Here is a 22,525-nt window from a genome sequence, read left to right on the forward strand (position 1 = left end):
TCGAGGTCAGAGATTCTGGCCGATCCCGTAGAAGGCGGGGAACAGGATGACGACGAACAGCACAGGAAAGAAGCAGGACACCAAGGGGAAGATCATCTTGACCGGCAGCTTCTGCGCCGTCTCCTCGGCGCGGAAGCGCCGCTTGATGCGCATCTCGGCGGCGAGGTTGCGCACCAGGGTCGCGGTCGAGACGCCGAACTCCTCGGCCTGGATGATCTGCGTGCAGAAGCGCTTGAGATCGGGGATAGTCGTCCGATCGGCCAAGGCGTTGTAGGCGGCCCGGCGTGACATGCCGAGCCGCATGTCCTGCAGGGTCCGCATGAACTCCTGGGCCAGCGGCCCCGATCCTCGTTCGCCGACGCGACCGAGAGCGCCCTCGAAGCTCATGCCCGACTCGATCGCGATGATGACCTGGTCGAGCAGGTCCGGAAGCTCGCGCTCCAAGGCCAGCTGCCGCTCCTTGGCCCGCGAGCTCAGCCAGAGATCGGGGTAGAAGAACGCCGCGCCCGTGACGACGATCGACAGGGCGAGTCCCCGGCCCGAGGGACTCGCGGCCCACAGCGACATCGTCAGGACGGCTGCGACGGTCGCGGCCACGGTCTTGACCAGCATCAACCGTCGGAGCGTCCAGCCGGCCCGGTGCCCGGACAGTGCGATGTTGCGCTCGGCGCGACGCACGAGCAGCGGCACCGTCAGCATCCTCAGGCGCCCGAGCGACTCGACGTCGTTGTCGACGAAGATCGCTGCCGACCCCGAGGGCCGTGCACGTCGCCACGTCGCGCCCGAGGTGGCTGCGGGCCGGGGCACGGTGAGTCCCAGACTGACGAACAGGAGCGTGCAGGCGCCCATGATCAGCGCGGTTCCGAGAAGCAGCATCAGACCTTCACATCCACGAGCTTGCCGATCCAGAAGTACCCGACGACGTAGAGCACCCCGGAGACGCCCACCAGCAGCTGGCCGGTCCCGGTCGTGAACAGGGGCGTGAACGTGCTCGGGTTCCGCCAGAACATGAACGCGGCCATCACGATCGGCAGCGCCATCATGACCTTCGCCGACGCTCGACCTTCCGCTGAGATCGCGCGCACCTGCTTGGCGAGGGTGTTGCGCTCACGGATCGTCTCGCCGACGCGGTCGAGCACCTCACTGAGGTTGCCGCCGGTGTCGCGCTGGATCGCGACGGCGTCGGTGATCCAACCGAAGTCCTCGCTGCGCATGCGGGTCGCTGTCTCGCGCATCGCGTCGACGGTGTCGAGCCCCAGCCGGCCCTCGTTCACGATGCGCGCGAACTCCTCGGCCGTGGGGCTCTGGGCATCGGCGGAGACGGTGTCGAGCGCGCTCGGCAGACTGTGCCCGGCGCGCAGGGCCGACGAGATGACCTCGAGCGTCGACTCGAGCTGGTCGGCGAAGGCCTCCTGTCGCTTGCGCTTGCGAGAGCCGATCACGACACGCGCGCCGAAGGGCACCAGCGCACCCAGCAGCAGCCCGACCAGCACGCCGCCGAGCACGTAGCCCAGCATGGAGACGACCACTGCGGTCGCGATGACGGCCGTCGCGAAGCTCGACTGCTGCATCCGGATGCCGGCCATCTCGAGGTCGCGGCTCGGGAAGGGGTTCCAGCCCCGGCTGCGCAGCACCCGGTCGACCGTCGCCTCCATGTGCTCGACGAGCGTCTCGAGCGGGGAGGTTCGCACCTCGCCCGGGGCGAGGCGTCGTTCCACCGGCACGCGCGGCGCGGGAGGCGCGGTCAGGAGGTACACGACCAGGGCCAGTGCGAGCAGCACGAACAGCACACCTGCGGCGAACACGTCAGGCCGCCGGGTCGAACATCGAGAGGTCGTACGGCACGCCGGCTTCGTCGAACCGGTCGAGGAAGCGCGGCCGCAGCCCGGTCGGTCGTGCCTCGCCCCGTGGACGGCCGTTCTCGTCGAGACCCTGTGAGTGGTCGAACACGAAGGCGTCCTGCAGCGTCACGATGTCGCCCTCCATGCCGATCACCTCGGTCACGTGCGTGACCCGGCGGCTGCCGTCGCGCATGCGCTGGATCTGGATGACGAGGTCGATCGCCGACGCGGTCTGCTCGCGGATGGCTCGCAGCGGCAGCTCCATCCCGGCCATCAGCACGAGCGTCTCCAGACGGGCGAGCGCGTCGCGCGGGCTGTTGGCGTGCAGGGTCGAGATCGACCCCTCATGCCCCGTGTTCATGGCCTGCAGCATGTCGAGCGCCTCGCCACCGCGGCACTCGCCGACGATGATGCGATCGGGTCGCATGCGCAGCGAGTTGCGCACCAGGTCGCGGATCGTCACCTCGCCGTTGCCCTCGATGTTCGGGGGTCGGCTCTCGAGGGTCACGACGTGGTCCTGCTGCAGCTTGAGCTCGACGGCGTCCTCGATCGTGACGATGCGTTCGGTCGCGGGGATGAACGACGACAGCACGTTGAGCATCGTCGTCTTGCCGGTTCCGGTGCCGCCCGACACGAGGATGTTGAGCTTCGCCTCGACGCATTGGCGGAAGAACTCGGCGAGCCGTGGGCTGAACGAGCCGAACGAGATCAGGTCGTCCACCGTGAACGGGGTGTCGGAGAACTTGCGGATCGTCAGGGAGGACCCGTTGACGGCGAGCGGCGGGATGACCGCGTTGACCCGTGATCCGTCCTGCAGGCGGGCGTCCACCAGCGGCGACGACTCGTCGATGCGGCGTCCGACGCGCGCGACGATGCGCTCGATGACGCGCCGCAGGTGGTCCTCGTCGGTGAAGCGCAGTCCCGACAGCGTGATGCCGTTGCGCTCGACGTAGATCGTGTCGTGGCCGTTGACCATGATCTCGGTGACGGTCGGGTCCTCCAGCAGGCGCTGCAGGGGGCCGAGGCCGAGGGCGTCGTCCTCGAGCTCCTGCAGGACGGTGCGTCGCTCGCCGGGGGCCAGCACGAGGCGCTCGTCATCGACGACCTTCGCGAGCTCCGAGCGCACGAGGTCGTGCAGCTGGGCCTCGGTCAGGTCGGGATCGTTGATGCGCGAGCCGATGCGCTCGTACAGCACCGACAGCACGCGGGCCTTGGTCTGCGCGAGGCCGTCCGTGACGGGGGCGGGGGCAGGGGCCGTTGCTGTCGTGGCGGTCCGGACCGGCGGACGCGGAGGTGCCAGCACGGTGGTCGACCCGAGGTCCGACGACGTCTGAGGCGCACGCGGCGAGGTGGAGGAGTGCTGACGCGCTGGCGGCGTGTCAACCAGGGGAGGGGCGGGGTGGCCGGGTTCCTGGCGGTGCTTGGCGGCGATGCGGTCGGCGAGACTCATGAGAGCTTCTCCCCTCGGTGGGTGTGGTGGACGGTCCTGGACTCCGTGATCTCGGCGGTCAGGACCTGCAACGGCTTGCGGAGGGGGTTCCTCTTCGTCCCGACGGCCAGCTGGCCGTGGTTGGCGGCCAGCGCGATCCGGTCCGACATCGGCACGACGGTCGTGATCGGCAGCCCGAGCATGCGCTCGGCGTCGCGGACGGAGAGCCCGGCCCGTCGGTCGGCGCGGTTGAGCAGCACGTGACGTCCCGATGGGAGCAGCCCGAGGTCGCCGAGGACGTCGAGGGCCTTGCGGGCCGATCGCAGCGTCGCGACGTCCAGCGCCGTCACCATGACGACGTCGGAGGCCTCCTCGAGGCTCGAGAGCGTCTCCTCCAGGAGCCCGGCCGACGTGTCGACGACGACGTAGCGGAACGAGGCGGACAGCTGGCTGACGAGCTTGCGGATCTGGTCGCCCGTGACGTCGGCGCAGTCGGCCGGGCCGGTCGCGCCGCACAGCACGTAGAAGCCCTCGGCGTGGGTCGACAGCAACGTGCGCACGTACATCGAGTCGACGCCCTCGGAGGCGAACGCGTCGACGACGGTGTGCTCGGGTCGCAGGTCGAGCATCGAGGCGACGTCGCCGAACTGCAGGTCGAGGTCGATCAGCACGACCTCCCACGGAGCCGCCGCCGCCAGGACGGCCGTCAGGTTCACCGCCGTCGTGGTCTTGCCCACGCCGCCCTTCGGCGAGGCCACGACGACGACCCGGGGTGCGACCGACGCGACGGTGCCCTGCTCGGGGTCCCGGGTCTCGCCGTCGACCAGTCGCGCCAGGTCGGCGGCGTCCGTGGCGGGATCGATCACGTGAGCGAAGCCCGCCTTGGCGGCCCGACGGGCGACGCCGCGGGTCGGCGGCGCCACCAGCACCATGACGAGATCGGGCCAGTCGGCCAGCACGTTGCGCGCGTAGGTGAGCGCCCGCTCCTCCGAGACGCCTGATCCGACGAAGACGACATCGGGGTGGAGGTCCGACCTCGGCTCGTCGGACGGCGAGAGGTCTGCCTGCCGGTCAGCGGAGACGACCCGGTGCCCGGGGAGCGAGGAGACCCGCTCCCCGAACGCCGGGTCGACCGCGACGAGCAGGACGGTGCTCACTTCAGGACGCCGTCCGCGGTCACGAGGCGGCGGTCGATCTCTGCGTCGTCGCCCTGCTTGGTCAGGTAGATGCGTCCGAACTCGGCGGTGTGGACGATCTTCTCGGCGTCGAGCGACATGACGGCCAGACGTACCTCGTACTCGTCGGTGGCACCGTCCGCACCGATCCCGGCGACCCCCTTGCTCGACAGCACCAGCACCTTGTTGACCGCGAAGTTGGTCTGGCGCTCGGCGTCGTAGCTCGCGGCCACGCCGACGGTGTCGCCGGCCTTCAGCGTCCCGCCGAGGGCGCGCACCGCGGCGACCTTGATCGTGATCTCCTGCATGCCCTTCGGCACCTCGACGCCCTTGCCGTCGTCGGCGCCCGAGCCGTCCGCGGTGTCTCCGAACCGACCGGACACGAGCACCTCGCCGGGAACCAGCGCGGACGTCGTGACCAGACCCGCGACGTCGTCGAGCGTCGTCACGGCCGTGTCGGGCACCGCCGCCTTCGGCAGCTGGACGGTCTCGACGGCATCGCCGAGACCGGACGCCTCGGTGCCGGCAGGTACGTCGCTGACGACCCGGATCGCCGGCACGAGCTCGGTGCCCTCGAAGGCCCGGTCGTCGGCGTCGTTGACGTAGGCGACGAGACTCACGATCCCCAGCAGCGCCAGGACGACCGCGGCGATCGCGGCGACGACTCGCTTGTTGATGTTCACGCGTGCTCAACCACCCTCACGGTTGCGGTGCTGTCGTGAAAGCACGCGTCAGCGGGCGCCTCCCGAGAGACGACCCGCTGACACGAGCTGGTGCTGGTCTAGATCTTGCCGGCGATGTCGGTGATCCTGCTGGTCAGGCCGGTCTGGATCAGGCCGAATCCGACCGCGAGGACGAAGGCGACGACCGCGCCGAGCAGCACGACGTACTCGGTGAACGCGGCCCCGCGCTCCTCACGAGACTCCGCAGCCTGGAACAGGACCGACTTGACGAACGCGATGGTGTGCATGGGTGACCACATGTGGATCACACTCCCTCTCCCTAGTTGGCGCCCCTCAGCGCCACTCCCTGAGCGCCTCCGAGCGGAAGCGCTTGAGAAGAAGTTAGACCTGCCGGAGAGGTCTGCAACAGGATTCGGGACAAAAAGACCAAAGTCCCGCCAAAGATAGTTCGAAAGAACTATGACCCCCTGTCCGCGTTGACCCGCCGACATGGTCTTTGTGGCTCAGATCACGCATTCCACCGCCAGGTAGGGACCTTCATCCCTACTGTGGGACTACGCGCCCGAGGTCGGGGTGCCCGGCTTGGGAGGGCTGAGGGAGATGCGGATGCAGCGGAGGAATCGTCGGTCGCAGGAGGCCGACCGGGGAGCGGTGACCATCGAGTTCGTGCTGGTGCTGCCGTTCTTCCTGTTCCTGATCTTCCTGCTGATCGGCATGGGCACGATGTTCAGCTTCCGTCAGGCACTCAGCCAGGCGGCGACCGAGGGCGCGCGGGCGGCCGCCGTGCAGCCGCTCAACGCCACGACGTCGGCACGCACGAGCGATGCGCTGGCCGCGATCAACGGGACCCTCGGAGCGCAGGCCGACGTCACGTGCGCAGGCGGGGTGCTGAGCCGCAAGGGGGTCGCAGCCGGCACGTGCTCGGTCAGCGCTCCCACCACGTGCGACGGTGACAAGAAGTGCGTCACCGTGCGCCTGACGTACAACTACCGTGATCACCAGGTCACGGGGTCGATGCCGTTCGTGCCGGGCGCCCTGTACCCGTCGGCCCTGACGTACGTGTCGTCCGCCCGGGTGTCGCAGTGAGGCGCCCGCACCGGGCCCCGCGCGACGAGCGCGGCGCGATCATGGTCTTCACGGTCCTCATCACGACGGTCCTGATGGTCGTCGCGGCCTTCGTCGTCGACCTCGGCATCGATCGCATCGTCCGCACCGACATGCAGTCGTTGGCCGACACGACGGCGATGGACGTGTCGACCGTCATCGACGGCTCGAAGACGACCGACCAGATCAAGGCGTCGAGCGCCTACACGTCCGCTCTGGCCGCGACGTTGGCTCGCAACCGCCCGTCGGTGGCCGCGACGGTCGCCGACTCCGACGTCGTCGTCACGTTCGGCATGGCCAAGGCCGACGGCACGTGGCTCCGGGACGCCGGCGGGGCCGAGTACCCGAACGCGGTCCGGGTCAGCGCCTCGGGCGTCAGCTCGATACGCCTGTGGCCCGGCAGCGACCCCGCGAAGCCACGGCGGACCGCGATCGCCGCGCGCCAGCCCCGTTCGGCCTGCATCACGGCCGGCTCCTACCTCGCAGCGCTCGACACGTCGGCCGGCGGCACGCCCCTGTCGAACTTCCTCAACGAGATCGCGCCGACGTCCGCGGCGGTCTTCTCCAGCGCCGGCCTGGTGGCGATCAAGAGCGTCAGCGTCCCGCTGGCCCAGCTCGTCGCCGAGCTCAACGTCGCCAACCCGTCGTCGCCCCTCGACGCCGACGTGACGCTCGGCAGCCTGGCCAGCGCGGCCGTCCGCGTGCTCGAGAAGCAGCCAGGCGGTGCCGCGACCGGGGTCGTCTCGGAGCTCAATCGGATCGCGTCCGTCAGCGGCTCCGCCGGCATCTCCGAGACGATCAAGCTTGGCGAGCTCCTGCAGCTCGGAGTGGGCAACAGCGCCGCGGTGCTGTCGGGTGACGTCAACGTCTTCGACCTCCTGACCGGCACGGTGATGGCCTTCGACGGTGCGCACGTCGTCGATCTCAAGCAGCTCGGTGTGACGGTGCCCGGCTTCGCGATCACGAGTCTCAAGGCGACGGTCGTCAACCCTCCCAAGACCGTCTGCGGCGGTGCCGGCTCGGAGGTCACGTCGTCGCAGGTGTCGCTCGAGGCCAACGTCACGCTGTCGGTGCCGAAGTACAAGAAGTGCGGCGCCCTCGACCTCGTGTGCGCGCTGGGCGGTCTGGTGGGTTCCCTGCTGTCGACCCTGGGCGGCAGCTGGGGCAGCGACGGCATGGACGTCCTGCGGTTCAAGCTCGTGCTGGGGGCCGTCAGCGCCACCACCAAGGTGACGGCCGTCAACGCGTGCGAGCCGAGCCCGGACGTGTCGGTCTCGACGACGACATCGGCAACCAACGGTTCGTTGAGCCTCGAGGTGCTGAGCCCGCTGCTGCAGGTGCAGGTCGGCCTGCCCCAGGCGTTGGCCTCGACGTCGACCCACACGTTCACGCAGTCGCCCAGCACCTGGAACCACGTGGGCGGCGTCGGCTCCGACCTCGTCGGCCCGGTCAGCCTCGCCACGCTGCTCTCGAACTCGGGGAAGACCTCCGCGGTGATCCTCAACGGGGGAGGCGTGAATCTGGGTTCGCAGCTGACGACGGCGCTCAACACGGGGCTCGCGGGCCTCGGTCTCTCGCTCAACGGTGCAGCCGTGACGCTCGACAAGATGAGCACGTGCAGCGTCTTCGGGCTCCGCAAGTGACCATTGCCACGTCACTTTACATTTGCTACCTTCGTGTAAAGCGCCGCTCCCACGGCGCACCGAGGAGGAGCCATGACCATCGAGGCGACCGTCGACGGCACGACCGTCCAGTGGCGCGACCGCAAGCGTTATCTCTGGATCATCGGGGCCATCGTCCCCCTGATCCCCGTCAGCATGTGGGGCCTGTACGTCCTCACGGGATCGACCGTCGTCTGGTACTTCGGCCCGTTCTTCCTGTTCGTGATCGTGCCGATCGCCGACCTGATCGCGGGCCGCGACGGTGAGAACCCTCCCGACGAGGTGCTCGAGCAGCTCGAGGACGACCGCTACTACCGCTGGGTCACGTACCTGTTCATCCCCGCGCAGATCGGCGGTCTGATCTGGGGCTCGTACCTCCTGGGCGGGGGAACCCTCCCCGGCATCGACGAGCCGCTGTCGGTCGCCGCGAAGATCGGCCTGGCCCTCGGCCTCGGCATGGTCGCCGGCATCGGCATCAACACCGCCCACGAGCTCGGCCACAAGAAGGTCGAGTACGAGCGCTGGTTCGCGCGCGCCGCGCTCGCCCAGACGTTCTACGGCCACTTCTTCATCGAGCACAACCGCGGTCACCACGTCCGTGTCGCGACCCCCGAGGACCCCGCCAGCGGACGTCTGGGCGAGACGGTCTGGGAGTTCATGCCGCGCACGGTCGCCGGCAGCCTCACGAGTGCCTGGGGCCTGGAGAAGAAGCGCTTCGAGCGGCTCGGCACGTCCCACTGGTCGCCGAAGAACGACGTGCTCAACGCCTGGGCGTTCTCGGTCGTCCTCTGGGCCGGACTCATGGTCGCGTTCGGGTGGCAGATCTTCCCGTACCTCGTGCTGCAGGCCGTCGCGGGCATCTGGCTGCTCGAGTCGGTCAACTTCCTCGAGCACTACGGCATGAAGCGTCAGAAGCTCGAGTCCGGCCGGTACGAACGGGTCAACCCGAGCCACAGCTGGAACTCCAACAACATCGGCACCAACGTGCTGCTCTACCACCTGCAGCGGCACAGCGACCACCACGCCAACCCGACCCGTCGGTACCAGGCGCTGCGCGACTTCAAGGAGGCTCCCGTGCTGCCGACCGGCTACGCGGGCATGATCGTGCTGACGTGGGTCCCGCAGGTGTGGCGGCGCGTCATGGACCACCGGGTCATCGACCACTACGACGGCGACCTGGCCCGCACCAACCTGCACCCGCGGATGGCGGATGCGTACGAGCGCAAGCACGGGAAGGCGACGGCCTGACATGGCACAGTTCATCTGCCCCAACTGCGAGTACGTCTACGACGAGACGAAGGGCGACCCCCGCGAGGGATGGCCCGCCGGCACGCCGTTCGCCGACATCGACGCAGACTGGACCTGCCCCGACTGCGGGGTGCGCGAGCAGGTCGACTTCCTGCCGATCGAGGAGTTCGAGCACAACGACCAGGACGGCCGGATCATCAGCGCAGAGGCGCGAGCGGCGCAGACGCGTCAACAGCAGAAGGAGACATCGTGAAGCGGTTCGAGTGCCAGCAGTGCGGATTCGTCTACGACGAGGCGGAGGGATGGCCCGAGGAGGACATCGCCCCCGGCACCAAGTGGGACGACATCCCCGACGACTGGACGTGCCCCGACTGCGGTGCGTCCAAGGCCGACTTCGTCATGGTCGAGTTGTGACGCACCGATGACCGGCCGCACCGTCGTCATCGGCACCGGCATCGCCGGCGTCAGCGCCGTCGCGGCCATGAGGGCGGCGGGGTACGACGGGTCGATCCACCTGGTCGGCGAGGAGCCCGAGCTGCCCTACCGGCGTCCGCCGGTCAGCAAGGAGATCGTGCGGGGTGAGAAGTCGCCCGACGAGATCCGCATCAAGAAGGCCGAGTGGTTCGTCGACAAGGACGTGACCCTGGTGACGGGCCGGGCGGCGCTCGCGATCGACGTCGAGAACCGGACCGTCGGCCTCGACGACGGCTCGTCGCTGGCGTACGACCGGCTGCTGCTGGCGACGGGCGGCCGGGCCAGGTCGCCGTGGGACGCCGCGGGCGTCCGTACCCTTCGGACGCTCGACGACGTCCCGCGCCTGGCCGGTGAGCTCGCCGCCGGAACGCCCGTCGTCGTGGTCGGCGCCGGCCTGATCGGCTCGGAGATCGCGGCGAGCGCCCGCGAGCTGGGGTGCGCCGTCACGCTGCTCGAGACCGCGGCCCTCCCGCTGCCGCGCCTCCTGCCGGCCGTGCTGGGCCGGATGTACGCCGACGTCCACCGCGCCGAGGGCACCGACCTGCACACCGGGGTGTCGGTGGCCGCCGTCGAGGACGGGGCGGACGGCACCACGGTGCGAGCCGCCGACGGACGGTCGTGGACCGCCCCGGTCGTCGTCGTCGCGGTCGGCATGGAGCCGCGCACCGAGCTCGCCGAGGGCGCGGGCATCGCGCTGGCCGATCCGGTCGACGGCGGGGGAGTCCTGGTCGACGCTCACGGACGCACGTCCGTCGAGGGCGTCTTCGCCGCCGGGGACGTCGCCAACCAGCCGCGTCCGGTCCTGGGCGGACGTCACCGGGTCGAGCACTGGCAGGGCGCGCAGAACCACGGGACGGCCGTCGGCCGGGTCATGGCCGGGGGAGACGTCGCGTTCGAGGAGGTGCCGTGGTGCTGGTCCGACCAGTACGGGCTGAACCTCCAGGTGGCGGGATGGCCCGACGCGGCCCACGACCTCGTCGTGCGCGGGTCGCTGGACGAGCGGGACTTCGTCGCCTACCTGCTCGACGACGGCGTGGTGCGAGGTGTCGTGTCGGTCGGGCGACCCCGTGACGTCAGGGCGGCGCGGGAGTGGATCGCCGCAGGTGCGAGGCTGGACGACATGATCGGTGAGGACGCCACGACGTGACGGCGGGGGGCCGTGCGCCCGTCCGCGAACGGCTGCTCGACGCCGCGCAGGCGACGATCGAGGGTTCCGGGTGGTCGTCGGTCACGATGTCCGGCGTCGCGACCGTGGCCGGGGTCAGCCGGCAGACCGTCTACAACGAGTTCGGCACCAAGCACGGCCTGGCCGAGCACCTGGCCCTGCGCGAGCTTCAGCGATTCCTCGCGGTCGTCCGCGCCCGCATGGAGGGGGAGCGCGACCTGCGCGACGGCATCCGGGCCGCGTGCGAGGGGGCCCTGCTGCTGGGCGAGGAGAGCCTGCTGGTGCGCACGATCGTCGGCCTCGCGCCGGCCGATCGCGATCACGACTTCCTGATGATCCTGACGACCGAGTCGGGCGAGATCGTCGCCGCCGCCGTCATGGTCATCCAGCAGACCGTCGCGGAGCTGTACCCCCCGACGGGGCTCGCGCCCGAGCAGTTCGCGGTCGTCGTCGAGGCGGTCGTGCGGCTCGTGCTGTCGGCTCTCACGCGCCCGTCCAAGCCACCGGTCGAGGCCGCGGCCGACATCGGCTGGATCGTGGGCCTCATGCTCGACGGCGCCGCAGCCACCACCGACACTCGACCGTAGCGAGACGGAGGGTCTGCAGGAGAGCCCGAACCCTCCTACGGTGCCGTGTCGGAGGAGTCCGGGGTCGGCAGCGAGTCGGGGAAGGACGGGTCGAGACCCGACTCGTCGGGCAGCAGCCCCTCGTCCGGCGTCGACTCGTCGGGGGCCGTGTCGTCAGGGGTGACGGGCGCCGTGGTGCCGTCACCCGTCACGTAGACGAGTCGGCCGTCGGCCAGCCGGTAGACCGTCCCGACGGGCGTGCCACGACCGAGGGTCTTGACGCCCTGACCGGGCACGTCCTCGACGGTCTGGCCCGGCTCGAGGGTCACCTCGCCGAGCGTCGGCTTCGTGAGCCCGTCCTTGTTGACGGCATCCGTGAGGCCCAGCGACGACAGGGCTGCCAGCAGGAAGCCGACGGCCAGCACGATGCCGATGTCGAACATGTTGACCAGGCCGTCGAGCGGGTCGCCGGCGCGGTCGTGGTGCACGCGGGCCCGCGGCGTCACCTTGATCACGACGGGCTCCCGGCGTCCTTGGCGGGCGGGACGAGAGGCGGCAGCGTGGTCGTCGGCGCCGACGAGGGGCTCGGGACGGGATCCGTCGTCGAGGTGCTGGGCGCGGTCGGCGCGACCGGGGGAGCCGGCGGCGCCGGCGTCGTGGACGACGTGTTGATCGACGCAGCGGCCGATCCGTCGTCGGTCAGGATCGCGGCGACGTACTCGAGGTCGGAGAAGTCCTGTCCGTAGCGGCGCTCCCGGAACAGCGAGAGGGCCAGGGCGATGACGCCGATCAGGATGCCCAGCACCGTGATGCTGAAGGCCAGCCGCAGGTTCTCGGTGAGGGCGTCGACGTCTCCGCGTGCCAGACCGTCCAGGGCGGGAGCGAGGGGGATCAGCGTCCCCATGAGGCCGAGCGCCGGACCGAGTCGCACCAGCAGCCGGGTGCGCGACAGGCGTGCCTGGCGGCCGAAGTCGAAGTCGGCGAGCTCCTTGGCGATGCGGGTGTCGGCCCCGGGCTTCGACACGGCGTCGACCAGCACCCGGAAGGCCTTGCCCACGGGCGCGCTCCACGCGACGGTCTGCAGCAGGGCGCTCGCCTCGTCGAAGCGCTTCTCGTCGACCGCGCGACGGGCCGACGCGCCGGCCTTGGCCAGCGAGGCGAACGTGCGGCCGCGGCGCTTGACCATCTCGGCGATGAACGCGCCGACCTCGACGAGCGCTGCGGCCAGGGCCAGCAGCGTGAGGATCACGACCGGCAGCTCGAGCACCTCCGCGACGCGGAAGATGATGTCGTAGATCGTGTCGCTCATGCGGCTCTCCTGAGGTGGCGCAGTCGGTGTCGAAGCCATCGGGTCTCGCTGGCGGCGCCCAGGCCGACCAGCAGCAGCACGGCAGCGGCGGCGACCGCCCACGTCGCGATGCGCTGACGGGTGGAGGCCTGCGTGGCGGGTGCGGGGGCCGTGGAGGCCTGGGTCCCGGGGATCGTCTCGGGCGTCCCGCCGGGGACCGTCTCGGCGCCGGCGAGGACGTACCCCTCGACGGGCTCGAGGCCGTCGTCGACCGGTGCGGTCGGCGCCGGGTCCTCCTCGACGTCGGGCAGCTCGTCGCTGGGGGCGGGCTGGTCGACGTCGCCCTCGAACGGGTCGAACGGTGCCGGCAGGCCGCCTCCGCCGGTGTAGCCGCCACCCCCGCCGAGGTCGCTGCCGCCGCCGGTGCCGCTCGAGGGGGCCTTCGGGGGGTTCGCGATCTTGACCTCGAGGGGCGCCGATCGGCCGTACGAGCCGTCGCTGGTGCGCACCGCGACGGAGACGGGGTACGTCCCGCGCTTCGCGTACGTCTTGGTCGGCTGCTCGCGCTTGGTGCCCTTGGTCGATCCGTCGCCGAAGTCCCACCGCGTCGTGAGCACGTCACCGCTGGTCCCCTCGGGCAGCGAGGCCGAGAATGTGGTGGAGGCGTCGAGGTCGAGCTCGGTGCCGGCACTCGAGACCACGGCGGGCGCAAGGAGCGTGCCGGTCGTGTGAACCGTCAGGTCGAGTCGCCCGGTGCTGAAGAAGTAGTCGGAGGCGTTCGTGTCCTCGCCGTCGTTCCGCAACGGGCGGACGTAGCCGAGCTTCCCGCTGTCGGTCACGAACACGGCGGGCTGGAGTCCTTTGGCGAAAGGGTAGTCGGAGGCGCCCGGTGTCGCGAGGTCGGCGGCCGACAGCACGGCAGGCACACCGTCGGCGTTGAGCGTCTCCACGAACGTGGCAGTCGTCGCGCGGTCAGGGTCGAGCCTGAGCAGCTGACCGATCGGCACGCGCTGACCCACCGCGACGGGCCGCTTGTCGACCTTGCCGCCTTGCGACTTCGGGTTCTTGCGCAGGTTGTAGACACCCGCGGTGCTCCCCTGTGCCTTCAGGTCGTCCAGCGAGTACTCGAGCGTCGTCCCGGTGTCGGTCGTCTGGCCGTCGACGGTCTGCACGTAGGTGACGACGACGCACGAGGCGGCACCGCTGGGGCACGGTTCACCAGCGGCCGACACCGGCGATGGCGCGAGTCCGAGGCCCGCCGCGGCGAGTGCCAGAACGACGAGCGCGGCAGGGCGTCGCCTGCGGGGCGTCCTCACGACCAGATCCTCCCCGATGTCGATGTGAGCGCGTGCCCGACCATTATGGGCATCCCGGCACGAATCCGGTGATCGGTGCCCCGCCGGCGGACGGGAGGGGTCAGATCCAGCGGTCCAGCCACATCCGGTCGCGCCACGCCTCGTAGGGGATCAGGTCGTCGGTGTAGATGGGGTGGAAGTACCAGAACGCGACCACCGCGGACACCACGAACACCCCTGTCGTCAGGCACGCGAGGTACCGCTGACGGGGGGTGACCGCCGACCGGACGAGCCCGTTGACCACCAGGCAGATCGCGATGATCGTGAACGGGACGAACGTGACGGCGTAGAACGAGAAGATCGGCCGGTCGTCGAACCGGAACCACGGCAGCCAGCACACCAGCACGGCCACGACGGGGACCCCCCACGTCCACGAGCGGGTCCGCGCCCACGCGAGCAGGGCCGCGGCCAGCGCGAGCACTCCCGTCCACCAGATGATCGGGTTGCCCAGGATCAGGATCTCGCGGATGCACGTGCTGCCCTCGGCCTGTCCGCACCGCGTCGAGGCCGGCAGGTCGAACTGCGCGTCGGCTCCGACCGGGCGCCACTGCACGAGCCAGCTCGCCGGGTTCGACTGGTACGGGTGGGTCGCGGTGTTCAGGTCGGTCGTGTGGAAGCCGTAGGTCATGACGTGGAAGTGCCACAGCGACCGGAAGGCGTCCCGCGTCTCGCCCAGGAAGCCCGTCGTCGGACGGTCGACGTAGGCGCCCCACGGCGCCGAGTAGTCGCCGTATCCGCGGCCGAAGCGGGCCTCGTACACCTCGTGGTGCAGCAGGAAGCCCGTCCACGAGACGAGGTAGACGACGAGCGCGACGCCGACCAGCGAGACGAACGCGGGCACGCCGACCTTCAGCGTCCGGACGACCCAGTGGTCGTGAGGGCCGGCCGTGCGCCGGGCCAGGAGCTCCCACACGACGACGACGACCCCGAACGCCGCGAGGACGTACACGCCGCTCCACTTCGTGGCGCACGCCATGCCGAAGCACGCTCCCGCCAGGAGCTGCCAGGGACGGACGAGCCGGTAGGTGTCGATCCGGTCGCGGATCCAGTCGCGGTCGGCGACGACGCACGCCACGCCGCAGACGATCCAGAACGTCAGGAAGACGTCGAGCAGCGCGAGCCGCGACATCACGAAGTGCATGCCGTCGACCGACAGCAGCAGGGCGGCGATGCACGCGACGACGACCGATCCGGTCATGCGCAGCACGAGTCGGGCGAGCACGAGCACCGTCAGCGCGCCGATGACGACGCCGGAGATGCGCCACCCGAACGAGTCGAAGCCGAACAGCTGCTCGCCGATCGCGATGAGCCACTTGCCGCCGTCGGGGTGGACGATCCACGACGGCTGGCCGGTCATGATGCCGTCGAGCTGGCCCTTGACGACCTGGGCGTTGGCGGTCTCGGTGAAGTCCTGCACGTACCCGTGCTGCAGGAGCGAGTAGGCGTCCTTGGCGTAGTACGTCTCGTCGAACACGAACGCGTTGGGGAACCCGAGGTTCCAGACGCGCAGCACGAACGCCAGCAGCGTCACGCCGATCGGTCCGATCCATCCCCAGGCCCGCTGGGGGATGCGTGTCAGGACCGTCACGCCGAACAGCCTAGAGGCCGATCCTGAGGAGGTGGATCCGCAACCTCACGCGGCTCCCCACCCCGGGAAGGTGGATCGGCAACCGTCTGAGCTCCCAGACGGTTGCCGATCCACCTCCTGACCGGATGTCCTCAGGTGCCGACGTGGTCGAGCGGAGCCCACAGGTCAGCGCCGCCCCGGTGCGGCGGGACGTCGACCAGACCGAGGCTGCCGTCATGAGACCACCTCGTCCCGTTCCCCCGCACCTGGCATGGCGGGCGTTCAGCCGTTCCGAGGCCGTCGACGCCGGCATCACGCCGCGGATGCTCCAGCACCCGCGGTTCGTCCAGGTCCACCCGTCCGTCTACCGGCTCGGCGCGGTCGATCTCGACGAGCGCGGTCGGATCGCAGCCGCGCGTCTGGCCCTGCCGCCCGACGCGCGGATCAGCCACGCGACCCGGTTGCGGATGCTCGGCGTCGAGCGCGGTCCCCTCCTCCCGCTGCACTTCACGGTTCCACGCGACCTGCACCTCGACCTGCCCGGCATCGTGCTCCACCGCACCGTCGTGATGCCTCCGCACGACGACGATGCCGTCAGCGTCGAGGCCGCCTTCATCGGGTACGTCGCCTCGGCTCGTCTGGTCGATCGGGTCGTGGTGGGCGACTGGCTGCTGCACCGCGGGTTCACCTCGGTCGGCCGGCTGCTCGCACTCGCCGACGCGCAGAGCTGGCGTCCCGGCGTCGCCGAGCTGCGCGAGGTCGTGCCGTTGCTCGACAGCCGGTCGAGATCGATCCCGGAGTCGGAGGTGCGGGTCTGCCTCCAGGCTGCCGGTCTGCCACGACCCGAGGTGAACGTCGACGTGCACGACGACGCGGGATCGTTCGTCGCGTGCGGCGACCTGCTCTACCGGCTGTGGAGGCTGCTGATCGAGTACGAGGGCGGTCAGCACTTCACCGACGCCGACCAGATCGCGAGCGACGTCGACCGCTACGCCCGTGTCCGCCGCGAGGGCTGGTCGTACGTCCAGGTGACGAAGAAGCACCTGCGCGCTCCGAAGGCCATGGTCGGACGGGTCCACCGCGAGCTGGTCTCGGCGGGTTACGACGGACCGTCGCCCGTCTTCGGATCGATGTGGGACGAGCTGTTCCGCCAGCCGAAGCCCCGGCCCCGCCGCAGGAAGGTGGATCCGCAACCGTCTGAGCTCCCAGACGGTTGCCGATCCACCTCCTCGGGCCCGCGGACGTCGTGAGGTCGCGGATCCACCTCCTCGGCGGGCGGGTGCCAGACTGGTCGGCATGCTGATCCTCGCCGCGACCCCCATCGGCCAGGTCGCGGACGCGAGCAGACGACTCGCCGACGCCCTGGTGTCGGCCGACGTCGTCGCCGCGGAGGACACGCGCCGGCTCAAGCGCCTGGCGTCCGACCTCGGTGTCGAGATCGGCGGTCGCATCGTCTCGTACTTCGAGGGCAACGAGGAGCGACGCACGCCCGAGCTCGCAGCCGTGCTCGCCGACGGGCAGACGGTCGTCCTGGTCACGGACGCCGGCATGCCCAGCGTGTCCGACCCGGGCTACCGGCTGGTGGTCGCCGCGATCGCCGCCGACGTCGCGGTCACCGCGATCCCCGGACCGTCGGCCGTGCTCACGGCACTCGCGGTGTCGGGCCTGCCGGTCGACCGGTTCTGCTTCGAGGGCTTCCTGCCCCGCAAGGCGGGGGAGCGCACCACTGCGCTGACCGAGCTGGCGCGCGAGCGCCGCACGATGGTGTTCTTCGAGTCGCCGCACCGCACCGAGACCTCCCTGCGGGCCATGGCCGACGTCTTCGGGGCCGACCGGCAGGCCGCGGTGTGCCGCGAGCTCACCAAGACGTACGAGGAGGTCGCCCGCGGCGGCCTCGCCGAGCTCGTCGAGTGGGCGGGCGGCCAGGAGCAGGGCGTCCGCGGCGAGGTCACGATCGTCGTCGGGGGCATGGTCGCCGAGGCCCGCACGTACGCGCCCGACGACCTGCGGGCGCTCGTCGCGCAGCGGCAGGGCGAGGGACTCAGCCGCAAGGACGCGATCGAGCAGGTCGCCGGTGAGACGGGCACCCGCAAGAAGGACGTCTACGACGCCGCGCACTCCTAGCGCCACCGCTCAGGGCCCGCCGAGACGACTCACTAGACTTCAGGCGTGTCCGCCGAAACGTTCTACGTCACCACGCCCATCTTCTACGTCAACGACGCGCCCCACATCGGGCACGGCTACACGACGGTCATGGGCGACATCCTGACGCGCTGGCACCGGCAGCGCGGCGAGCGGGTCTGGTACCTCACGGGCACCGACGAGCACGGCCAGAAGGTCCTGCGCAAGGCCGAGCTGAACGGCGTCTCGCCGCAGCAGTGGGTCGACCAGCTTGTCGACGACGAGTGGCGCCCGATGCTCGAGACGCTCGACATCGCCAACGACGACTACATCCGCACGACCGACCAGCGGCACATCGACGGCTCCAAGGCGTTCTGGCAGGCGCTCTACGAGCGCGACGCCGTCTACAAGGGCTCGTTCGAGGGCCACTACAGCGTCGGCAGCGAGGAGTTCGTCGGCGAGGACGACGTCGTCGACGGCGAGGGCGACGACGAGGGCTTCAAGGTCAGCACGCTCGACGGCAGCCGCGTCGAGTACATGAGCGAGGAGAACTACTTCTTCCGCCTGGGCGACTACCAGCAGAAGCTGCTCGACTTCTACGAGGCCAACCCGACGTTCATCCAGCCCGAGTCGGCCCGCAACGAGGTCATCTCGTTCGTGAGCCGCGGGCTGCGCGACCTCTCGATCTCCCGCTCGACGTTCGACTGGGGCATCGGCGTGCCGTGGGACGACGAGCACGTCATGTACGTGTGGATCGAGGCGTTGCTCAACTACGTCACGGCCGCCGGCTACGGCGTGGACGACGAGCGCTTCGCCGAGCTGTGGCCCGCCAACATCCACATCGTCGGCAAGGACATCGCCCGCTTCCACGCCGTGATCTGGCCCGCGATGCTGATGGCGGCCGGCCAGCCCGTCCCGCACCAGGTGTTCGCCCACGGCTGGCTGCTCGTCGGCGGCCAGAAGATGAGCAAGTCCAAGGCCAATGGCATCCGTCCCGACGAGATCGTCGACACCTTCGGCTCGGACGCGTACCGCTACTACTTCGCGCGGGCGCTGACGTTCGGCAGCGACGGCTCGATCTCGTGGGAGGACATCTCGGCCCGCTACCACGCCGAGCTGGCCAACGGCTTCGGCAACCTCGCGTCACGTGTCGCCGCCATGATCGGCAAGTACTTCGACGGCTCGCTGCCCGCGGCGGGCGACCTGGGCGACGCCGAGCTGGCGGTCGTCGACACCGTGGCCGAGGCGGTCCGCGGCGCCGACGAGGCGATCGAGGCCGTCGCGCCCCAGGACGCGCTCGCCTCGATCTGGCGCATCGTCGACGAGCTCAACGGCTACATCACCGACCAGGCGCCGTGGAAGGTCGCGAAGGACGCGGCCACCGACGAGGAGGCCGCCACGCGGCTCGCGACGATCCTCAACACGACGGCCGAGGGGCTGCGGGTGCTGGCGGTCGTGCTCAACCCCATCATGCCCAAGGCGTCGGCGGTGCTGTGGGACTCCCTGGGCGCGGAGCCGACGCTCGGGGCGCTCGCCGCCCAGCGGATCGACGCCGTCGCGACGTGGGGTCGTCTGGCCCCCGGCTCGACGATCACGAAGCCCGCCTCGCTGTTCCCCCGCATCGAGACCGTCGAGACCGCGTGACGCAGACCGCCGGCTGGCCCGACGCGCCCGAGGCCCTGCCCCTCCCGGTCGTCGACAACCACTGCCACCTCGACCACCGCGCGCACAGCAGGGCCGTCGAGGGCGGGCTGCTGATCCCGGTCGACGAGGCGCTCGACCGGGCGGCCGCGGTGGGCGTGACCCGGGTCGTCCAGGTCGGCTGCGATCTCGAGGGCTCGCGCTGGGCCGTCGAGACGGCCCGGACGCACGACTCGGTCGTGGCGGCCGTCGCGCTGCACCCCAACGAGGCGCCGCTCCTCGCGGAGGCCGGCCGCCTCGACGACGCCCTGGCCGAGATCGACCGGTTGGCGGGGGCGGGCGACCACGTGCGGGCGGTCGGCGAGACGGGCCTCGACTACTTCCGCACGGGCGAGGACGGTCGCGACGCGCAGCACGTCTCGTTCCGCGAGCACGTCCGCATCGCGAAGCGTCACGGCAAGACCCTGGTCATCCACGACCGTGACGCGCACGACGACGTCCTGGCGGTGCTCGACGCCGAGGGGGTGCCGGACCGCACCGTGATGCACTGCTTCTCGGGCGACGCGGACTTCGCCCGGGAGTGCCTCGACCGCGGTGCCTACCTGTCGTTCGCGGGCACCGTGACGTTCAAGAACGCCGAGAACCTGCGCGAAGCCCTCCGCGTGACGCCGATCGACCGTATCCTTGTCGAGACCGATGCGCCGTTCCTCACACCGTCCCCGCATCGCGGTCAGCCGAACGCCTCGTTCCTGATCCCGTTGACGGTCCGGTTCATGGCTGGCGTTGCAGGGATTTCGGTCGACGACCTGTGTCGAGCGATCGACGCCAACACCAGCAGGGCCTTCGGGGGCCCCTGGGCACACAGAACTTGACGGTGAGGAGTCGCTGGCTATCGTGGAAATTCGGCCCAGTCATCGACGTCCGAGGGATTCAGTGCTCCACCAGAAGTCCGGCACCGCCAGCAGGCCCCACGGCCACCGCGCCAAGCGCCGTCGCCGCAAGTCCGCGCCGCTGATCGCGCTCAACCTCGCGATCGTCATGGTGCTCGCCGGTGGCACGGCCGCCTACGGTGCCCTCAGCCAGACCGTCACGCTGACGGTCGACGGCCGCAGCGACACCGTCCGGACGTTCGGTGGCACGGTCGCCGACGTCCTCGACGACCACGGCGTCGAGGTGTCGCCCGACGACCGCCTCAACGTCGCACCGACCTCGACGATCTCCGACGGCGACACGATCGACGTCGCGTACGGGCGGCCCCTGACCCTCACGGTCGACGGAGTCGTCAGCAAGCAACTGGTGTACGAACCCACCGTCGGCAAGGCGCTGGCATCGCTCGACGTCGCCCCCGCCGCAGGGTCGTACGTCTCGGCGAAGTCCGGTGCGACCGTCCCGCGCGGCGGCATGTCGCTGGTCGTCAGCACCCCCAAGAACGTGACGGTGGTGGCCGACGGCCAGACCAAGAACCTGACGACGACCGAGCCGACCGTCGCCGACGTCCTCGACGAGGCGGGCGTCGCGCTCGACGCCGACGACGAGATCAAGCCCGGGGTCGACGACTACGTGCAGCCCGACCAGAAGCTGCGGGTCGTCCGCATCGAGAAGGTCGAGAAGGTCGAGACCGTCAAGGTCAAGCACGACGTCGAGGTCAAGGACGATCCAGAGGCGCTCGCGGGCGAGACCGAGGTGCTCACCGAGGGCAAGAACGGCGAGAACCGCGAGACCGTCACCTTGGTCTACGCCGACGGTAAGCTGCGCGACCGGGTGGTGGTCGCGTCCGACGCCGTCAGCAAGCCGGTCACCGAGGTCGTCTCGCGCGGCACGAGCCGCACGCCCCCCGACAGCGTCTGGGACAAGATCGCCAAGTGCGAGTCGGGCGGCAACTGGTCGATCAACACCGGCAACGGCTACTACGGCGGGCTGCAGTTCAGCGCCGCGACGTGGAAGAGCGTCGGCGGGCCCGGCCTGCCTCACGAGAACAGCCGCGAGGTCCAGATCAAGTACGCCAAGATCCTGCAGGCCCGCTCCGGGTGGGGCCAGTGGGGCTGTGCCGGGGCGCGGTTCAACTGACGCCGTCGACCCCCGCCCCGCCGCGGCTCCTGGGTGCGGCGGACGTCCGCCGCCTGGCCGAGTCATGCGGCGTCCGGCCCACGAAGCAACGTGGCCAGAACTTCGTGCACGACGCCAACACGGTGCGCCGCATCGTCAAGGCCTCGGGCATCACGGGTGACGACGTCGTCGTCGAGATCGGCCCGGGCCTGGGCTCGCTGACCCTCGGTCTGCTCGAGGTGGCCGCCCACGTCACGGCGGTCGAGATCGACGAGGTGCTGGCCGGCCAGCTGCCGGCGACGATCGCCGAGCACGCTCCCGACCAGGCCGCGTCGTTCGACCTGGTGGTGGCCGACGCCATGAAGGTGACCGAGCTGCCGGGCCCGGAGCCGACGGCCTTGGTCGCGAACCTGCCGTACAACGTCTCGGTCCCCGTGCTGCTGACGTTCTTCGAGCGGTTCCCCACGATCCGCACGGGCCTGGTCATGGTCCAGGCCGAGGTCGCCCACCGATTGGCGGCCGGCCCCGGTTCCAAGACGTACGGGGTGCCGAGCGTCAAGGCCGCCTGGTACGCCGACATGAAGCTCGCGGGCTCGGTCGGTCGCAGCGTCTTCTGGCCGATGCCGAACGTCGAGTCATCGCTCGTCAGCTGGGTGCGGCACGAGCCGCCGGGCGACGGGGAGCTGCGGCTGCGCACGTTCGCCGTCGCCGACGCGGCCTTCGCGCAGCGTCGCAAGACCATGCGGGCCGCCCTGTCGAACCTGGCGGGTTCCGGCGCACTCGCCGAGCAGGCGCTCGTCGCGGCGGGGCTCTCGCCGCAGGCCCGCGGAGAGCAGCTGACGGTGCTCGACTTCGCGCGTCTCGCGACGTTCATCTGACGTTCGCGGCGTCGACGCCGGGAGCCGTGCCTGCAATTGCAGGGGCACCGACCATGAGGGGTACCCCGATTTGGAGTTCTCGCACAGGGCCGGGTAGTGTTCTTCTTGTTGGACAGCACAGCGGAACGGGCCGGAAACGGTGCCGACGCAGGGCTTCCGACCAGCAGGTGGAACAGATCGACGGCACGGCGCGCAAGCGCCCGGAGACGGATCTTCCCCCGCTGTGCATGGTGACCGACCCGGGTTTGACCGGTGAAAACGAGCCGTGTAAGTTGGACGAGTT

23 protein-coding genes are annotated in these 22,525 nt (G+C 70.3%); 13 read left to right on the forward strand and 10 right to left on the reverse strand.

What is annotated here, in order from left to right:
- Positions 1–6: 6 nt before the first annotated feature.
- The 6 genes from ASD10_RS18035 to ASD10_RS18060 form a co-directional block, all read right to left on the reverse strand.
- On the reverse strand, positions 7–876 hold the full coding sequence (locus tag ASD10_RS18035) for a type II secretion system F family protein (RefSeq protein ID WP_056612372.1): 870 nt from the start codon (positions 874–876) through the stop codon (positions 7–9).
- Positions 876–1,805 (reverse strand): type II secretion system F family protein, encoded by a 930-nt coding sequence (locus ASD10_RS18040; protein ID WP_056612373.1) that lies wholly within the window; start codon positions 1,803–1,805, stop codon positions 876–878. The genes ASD10_RS18035 and ASD10_RS18040 overlap by 1 nt, the downstream gene beginning before the upstream one ends.
- 1 nt (position 1,806) lies before the next feature.
- The gene (locus ASD10_RS18045) at positions 1,807–3,291 is read right to left on the reverse strand and encodes a CpaF family protein (protein ID WP_082556403.1); all 1,485 of its coding nucleotides are present in this window, start codon (positions 3,289–3,291) and stop codon (positions 1,807–1,809) included.
- Positions 3,288–4,427 (reverse strand): AAA family ATPase, encoded by a 1,140-nt coding sequence (locus tag ASD10_RS18050; RefSeq protein ID WP_056612387.1) that lies wholly within the window; start codon positions 4,425–4,427, stop codon positions 3,288–3,290. Before ASD10_RS18050 ends, ASD10_RS18045 begins: the two co-directional genes overlap by 4 nt.
- Positions 4,424–5,128, reverse strand: a complete 705-nt coding sequence (locus tag ASD10_RS18055; protein ID WP_056612390.1) for a Flp pilus assembly protein CpaB — start codon at positions 5,126–5,128, stop codon at positions 4,424–4,426. Before ASD10_RS18055 ends, ASD10_RS18050 begins: the two co-directional genes overlap by 4 nt.
- Before the next feature lie 98 nt (positions 5,129–5,226).
- Positions 5,227–5,415 (reverse strand): hypothetical protein, encoded by a 189-nt coding sequence (locus ASD10_RS18060; RefSeq protein ID WP_056612391.1) that lies wholly within the window; start codon positions 5,413–5,415, stop codon positions 5,227–5,229.
- A 364-nt stretch (positions 5,416–5,779) separates the two neighbouring features.
- Here ASD10_RS18060 and ASD10_RS18065 point away from each other — a divergent pair, with 364 nt between their 5' ends.
- The 7 genes from ASD10_RS18065 (at position 5,780) to ASD10_RS18095 (ending at position 11,367) form a co-directional block, all read left to right on the forward strand.
- Positions 5,780–6,214, forward strand: coding sequence for a TadE/TadG family type IV pilus assembly protein (locus ASD10_RS18065; protein ID WP_056612392.1), 435 nt, complete (start codon positions 5,780–5,782; stop codon positions 6,212–6,214).
- Positions 6,211–7,875 carry a hypothetical protein gene (locus ASD10_RS18070; RefSeq protein WP_056612394.1) on the forward strand — a complete coding sequence of 555 codons (1,665 nt, stop codon included), beginning with the start codon at positions 6,211–6,213 and terminating at the stop codon, positions 7,873–7,875. Before ASD10_RS18065 ends, ASD10_RS18070 begins: the two co-directional genes overlap by 4 nt.
- Before the next feature lie 72 nt (positions 7,876–7,947).
- On the forward strand, positions 7,948–9,141 hold the full coding sequence (locus ASD10_RS18075; RefSeq protein WP_056612396.1) for an alkane 1-monooxygenase: 1,194 nt from the start codon (positions 7,948–7,950) through the stop codon (positions 9,139–9,141).
- Between the two features lies 1 nt (position 9,142).
- Complete coding sequence (locus ASD10_RS19645) at positions 9,143–9,394, forward strand: rubredoxin (protein WP_082556405.1); 252 nt, start codon at positions 9,143–9,145, stop codon at positions 9,392–9,394.
- Entirely contained in the window at positions 9,391–9,555 is a 165-nt protein-coding gene (locus tag ASD10_RS18085; RefSeq protein WP_056612397.1) for a rubredoxin, read from the forward strand. The genes ASD10_RS19645 and ASD10_RS18085 overlap by 4 nt, the downstream gene beginning before the upstream one ends.
- 7 nt (positions 9,556–9,562) lie before the next feature.
- Positions 9,563–10,762 (forward strand): NAD(P)/FAD-dependent oxidoreductase, encoded by a 1,200-nt coding sequence (locus ASD10_RS18090; protein WP_056612398.1) that lies wholly within the window; start codon positions 9,563–9,565, stop codon positions 10,760–10,762.
- Positions 10,759–11,367, forward strand: a complete 609-nt coding sequence (locus tag ASD10_RS18095; protein ID WP_056612409.1) for a TetR family transcriptional regulator — start codon at positions 10,759–10,761, stop codon at positions 11,365–11,367. The genes ASD10_RS18090 and ASD10_RS18095 overlap by 4 nt, the downstream gene beginning before the upstream one ends.
- A 35-nt stretch (positions 11,368–11,402) precedes the next feature.
- Here the strand turns inward: ASD10_RS18095 and ASD10_RS18530 are convergent, their stop codons facing one another.
- The 4 genes from ASD10_RS18530 to ASD10_RS18115 all read right to left on the reverse strand — a co-directional run bounded on the left by ASD10_RS18530 (position 11,403) and on the right by ASD10_RS18115 (position 15,577).
- A complete protein-coding gene (locus ASD10_RS18530; RefSeq protein WP_200938369.1) occupies positions 11,403–11,861 on the reverse strand; it encodes a DUF2149 domain-containing protein in 459 nt (152 codons plus the stop codon).
- The gene (locus tag ASD10_RS18105) at positions 11,858–12,655 is read right to left on the reverse strand and encodes a MotA/TolQ/ExbB proton channel family protein (RefSeq protein ID WP_056612411.1); all 798 of its coding nucleotides are present in this window, start codon (positions 12,653–12,655) and stop codon (positions 11,858–11,860) included. The genes ASD10_RS18530 and ASD10_RS18105 overlap by 4 nt, the downstream gene beginning before the upstream one ends.
- The gene (locus ASD10_RS18110; protein WP_157432734.1) at positions 12,652–13,950 is read right to left on the reverse strand and encodes a PKD domain-containing protein; all 1,299 of its coding nucleotides are present in this window, start codon (positions 13,948–13,950) and stop codon (positions 12,652–12,654) included. Before ASD10_RS18110 ends, ASD10_RS18105 begins: the two co-directional genes overlap by 4 nt.
- Positions 13,951–14,050: 100 nt before the next feature.
- Complete coding sequence (locus tag ASD10_RS18115) at positions 14,051–15,577, reverse strand: dolichyl-phosphate-mannose--protein mannosyltransferase (protein WP_056612416.1); 1,527 nt, start codon at positions 15,575–15,577, stop codon at positions 14,051–14,053.
- 215 nt (positions 15,578–15,792) lie between these two features.
- Here ASD10_RS18115 and ASD10_RS18120 point away from each other — a divergent pair, with 215 nt between their 5' ends.
- From ASD10_RS18120 to rsmA, 6 genes are all read left to right on the forward strand, one after another.
- A complete protein-coding gene (locus ASD10_RS18120; RefSeq protein ID WP_157432735.1) occupies positions 15,793–16,806 on the forward strand; it encodes a hypothetical protein in 1,014 nt (337 codons plus the stop codon).
- Between the two features lie 46 nt (positions 16,807–16,852).
- Positions 16,853–17,680, forward strand: coding sequence for a 16S rRNA (cytidine(1402)-2'-O)-methyltransferase (rsmI, locus tag ASD10_RS18125; RefSeq protein WP_056612421.1), 828 nt, complete (start codon positions 16,853–16,855; stop codon positions 17,678–17,680).
- Positions 17,681–17,725: 45 nt separating this feature from the next.
- Entirely contained in the window at positions 17,726–19,321 is a 1,596-nt protein-coding gene (metG, locus tag ASD10_RS18130; protein WP_056612423.1) for a methionine--tRNA ligase, read from the forward strand.
- Positions 19,318–20,190: a TatD family hydrolase gene (locus tag ASD10_RS18135; protein ID WP_056612426.1), complete on the forward strand. Its 873-nt coding sequence runs from the start codon at positions 19,318–19,320 to the stop codon at positions 20,188–20,190. The genes metG and ASD10_RS18135 overlap by 4 nt, the downstream gene beginning before the upstream one ends.
- Before the next feature lie 61 nt (positions 20,191–20,251).
- On the forward strand, positions 20,252–21,385 hold the full coding sequence (locus ASD10_RS19570; protein WP_056612429.1) for a resuscitation-promoting factor: 1,134 nt from the start codon (positions 20,252–20,254) through the stop codon (positions 21,383–21,385).
- Positions 21,382–22,242, forward strand: coding sequence for a 16S rRNA (adenine(1518)-N(6)/adenine(1519)-N(6))-dimethyltransferase RsmA (gene rsmA / locus ASD10_RS18145; protein ID WP_056612477.1), 861 nt, complete (start codon positions 21,382–21,384; stop codon positions 22,240–22,242). Before ASD10_RS19570 ends, rsmA begins: the two co-directional genes overlap by 4 nt.
- Positions 22,243–22,525 lie beyond the last annotated feature (283 nt).

Source organism: Aeromicrobium sp. Root472D3 (assembly GCF_001426485.1).
GTDB lineage: Bacteria > Actinomycetota > Actinomycetes > Propionibacteriales > Nocardioidaceae > Aeromicrobium.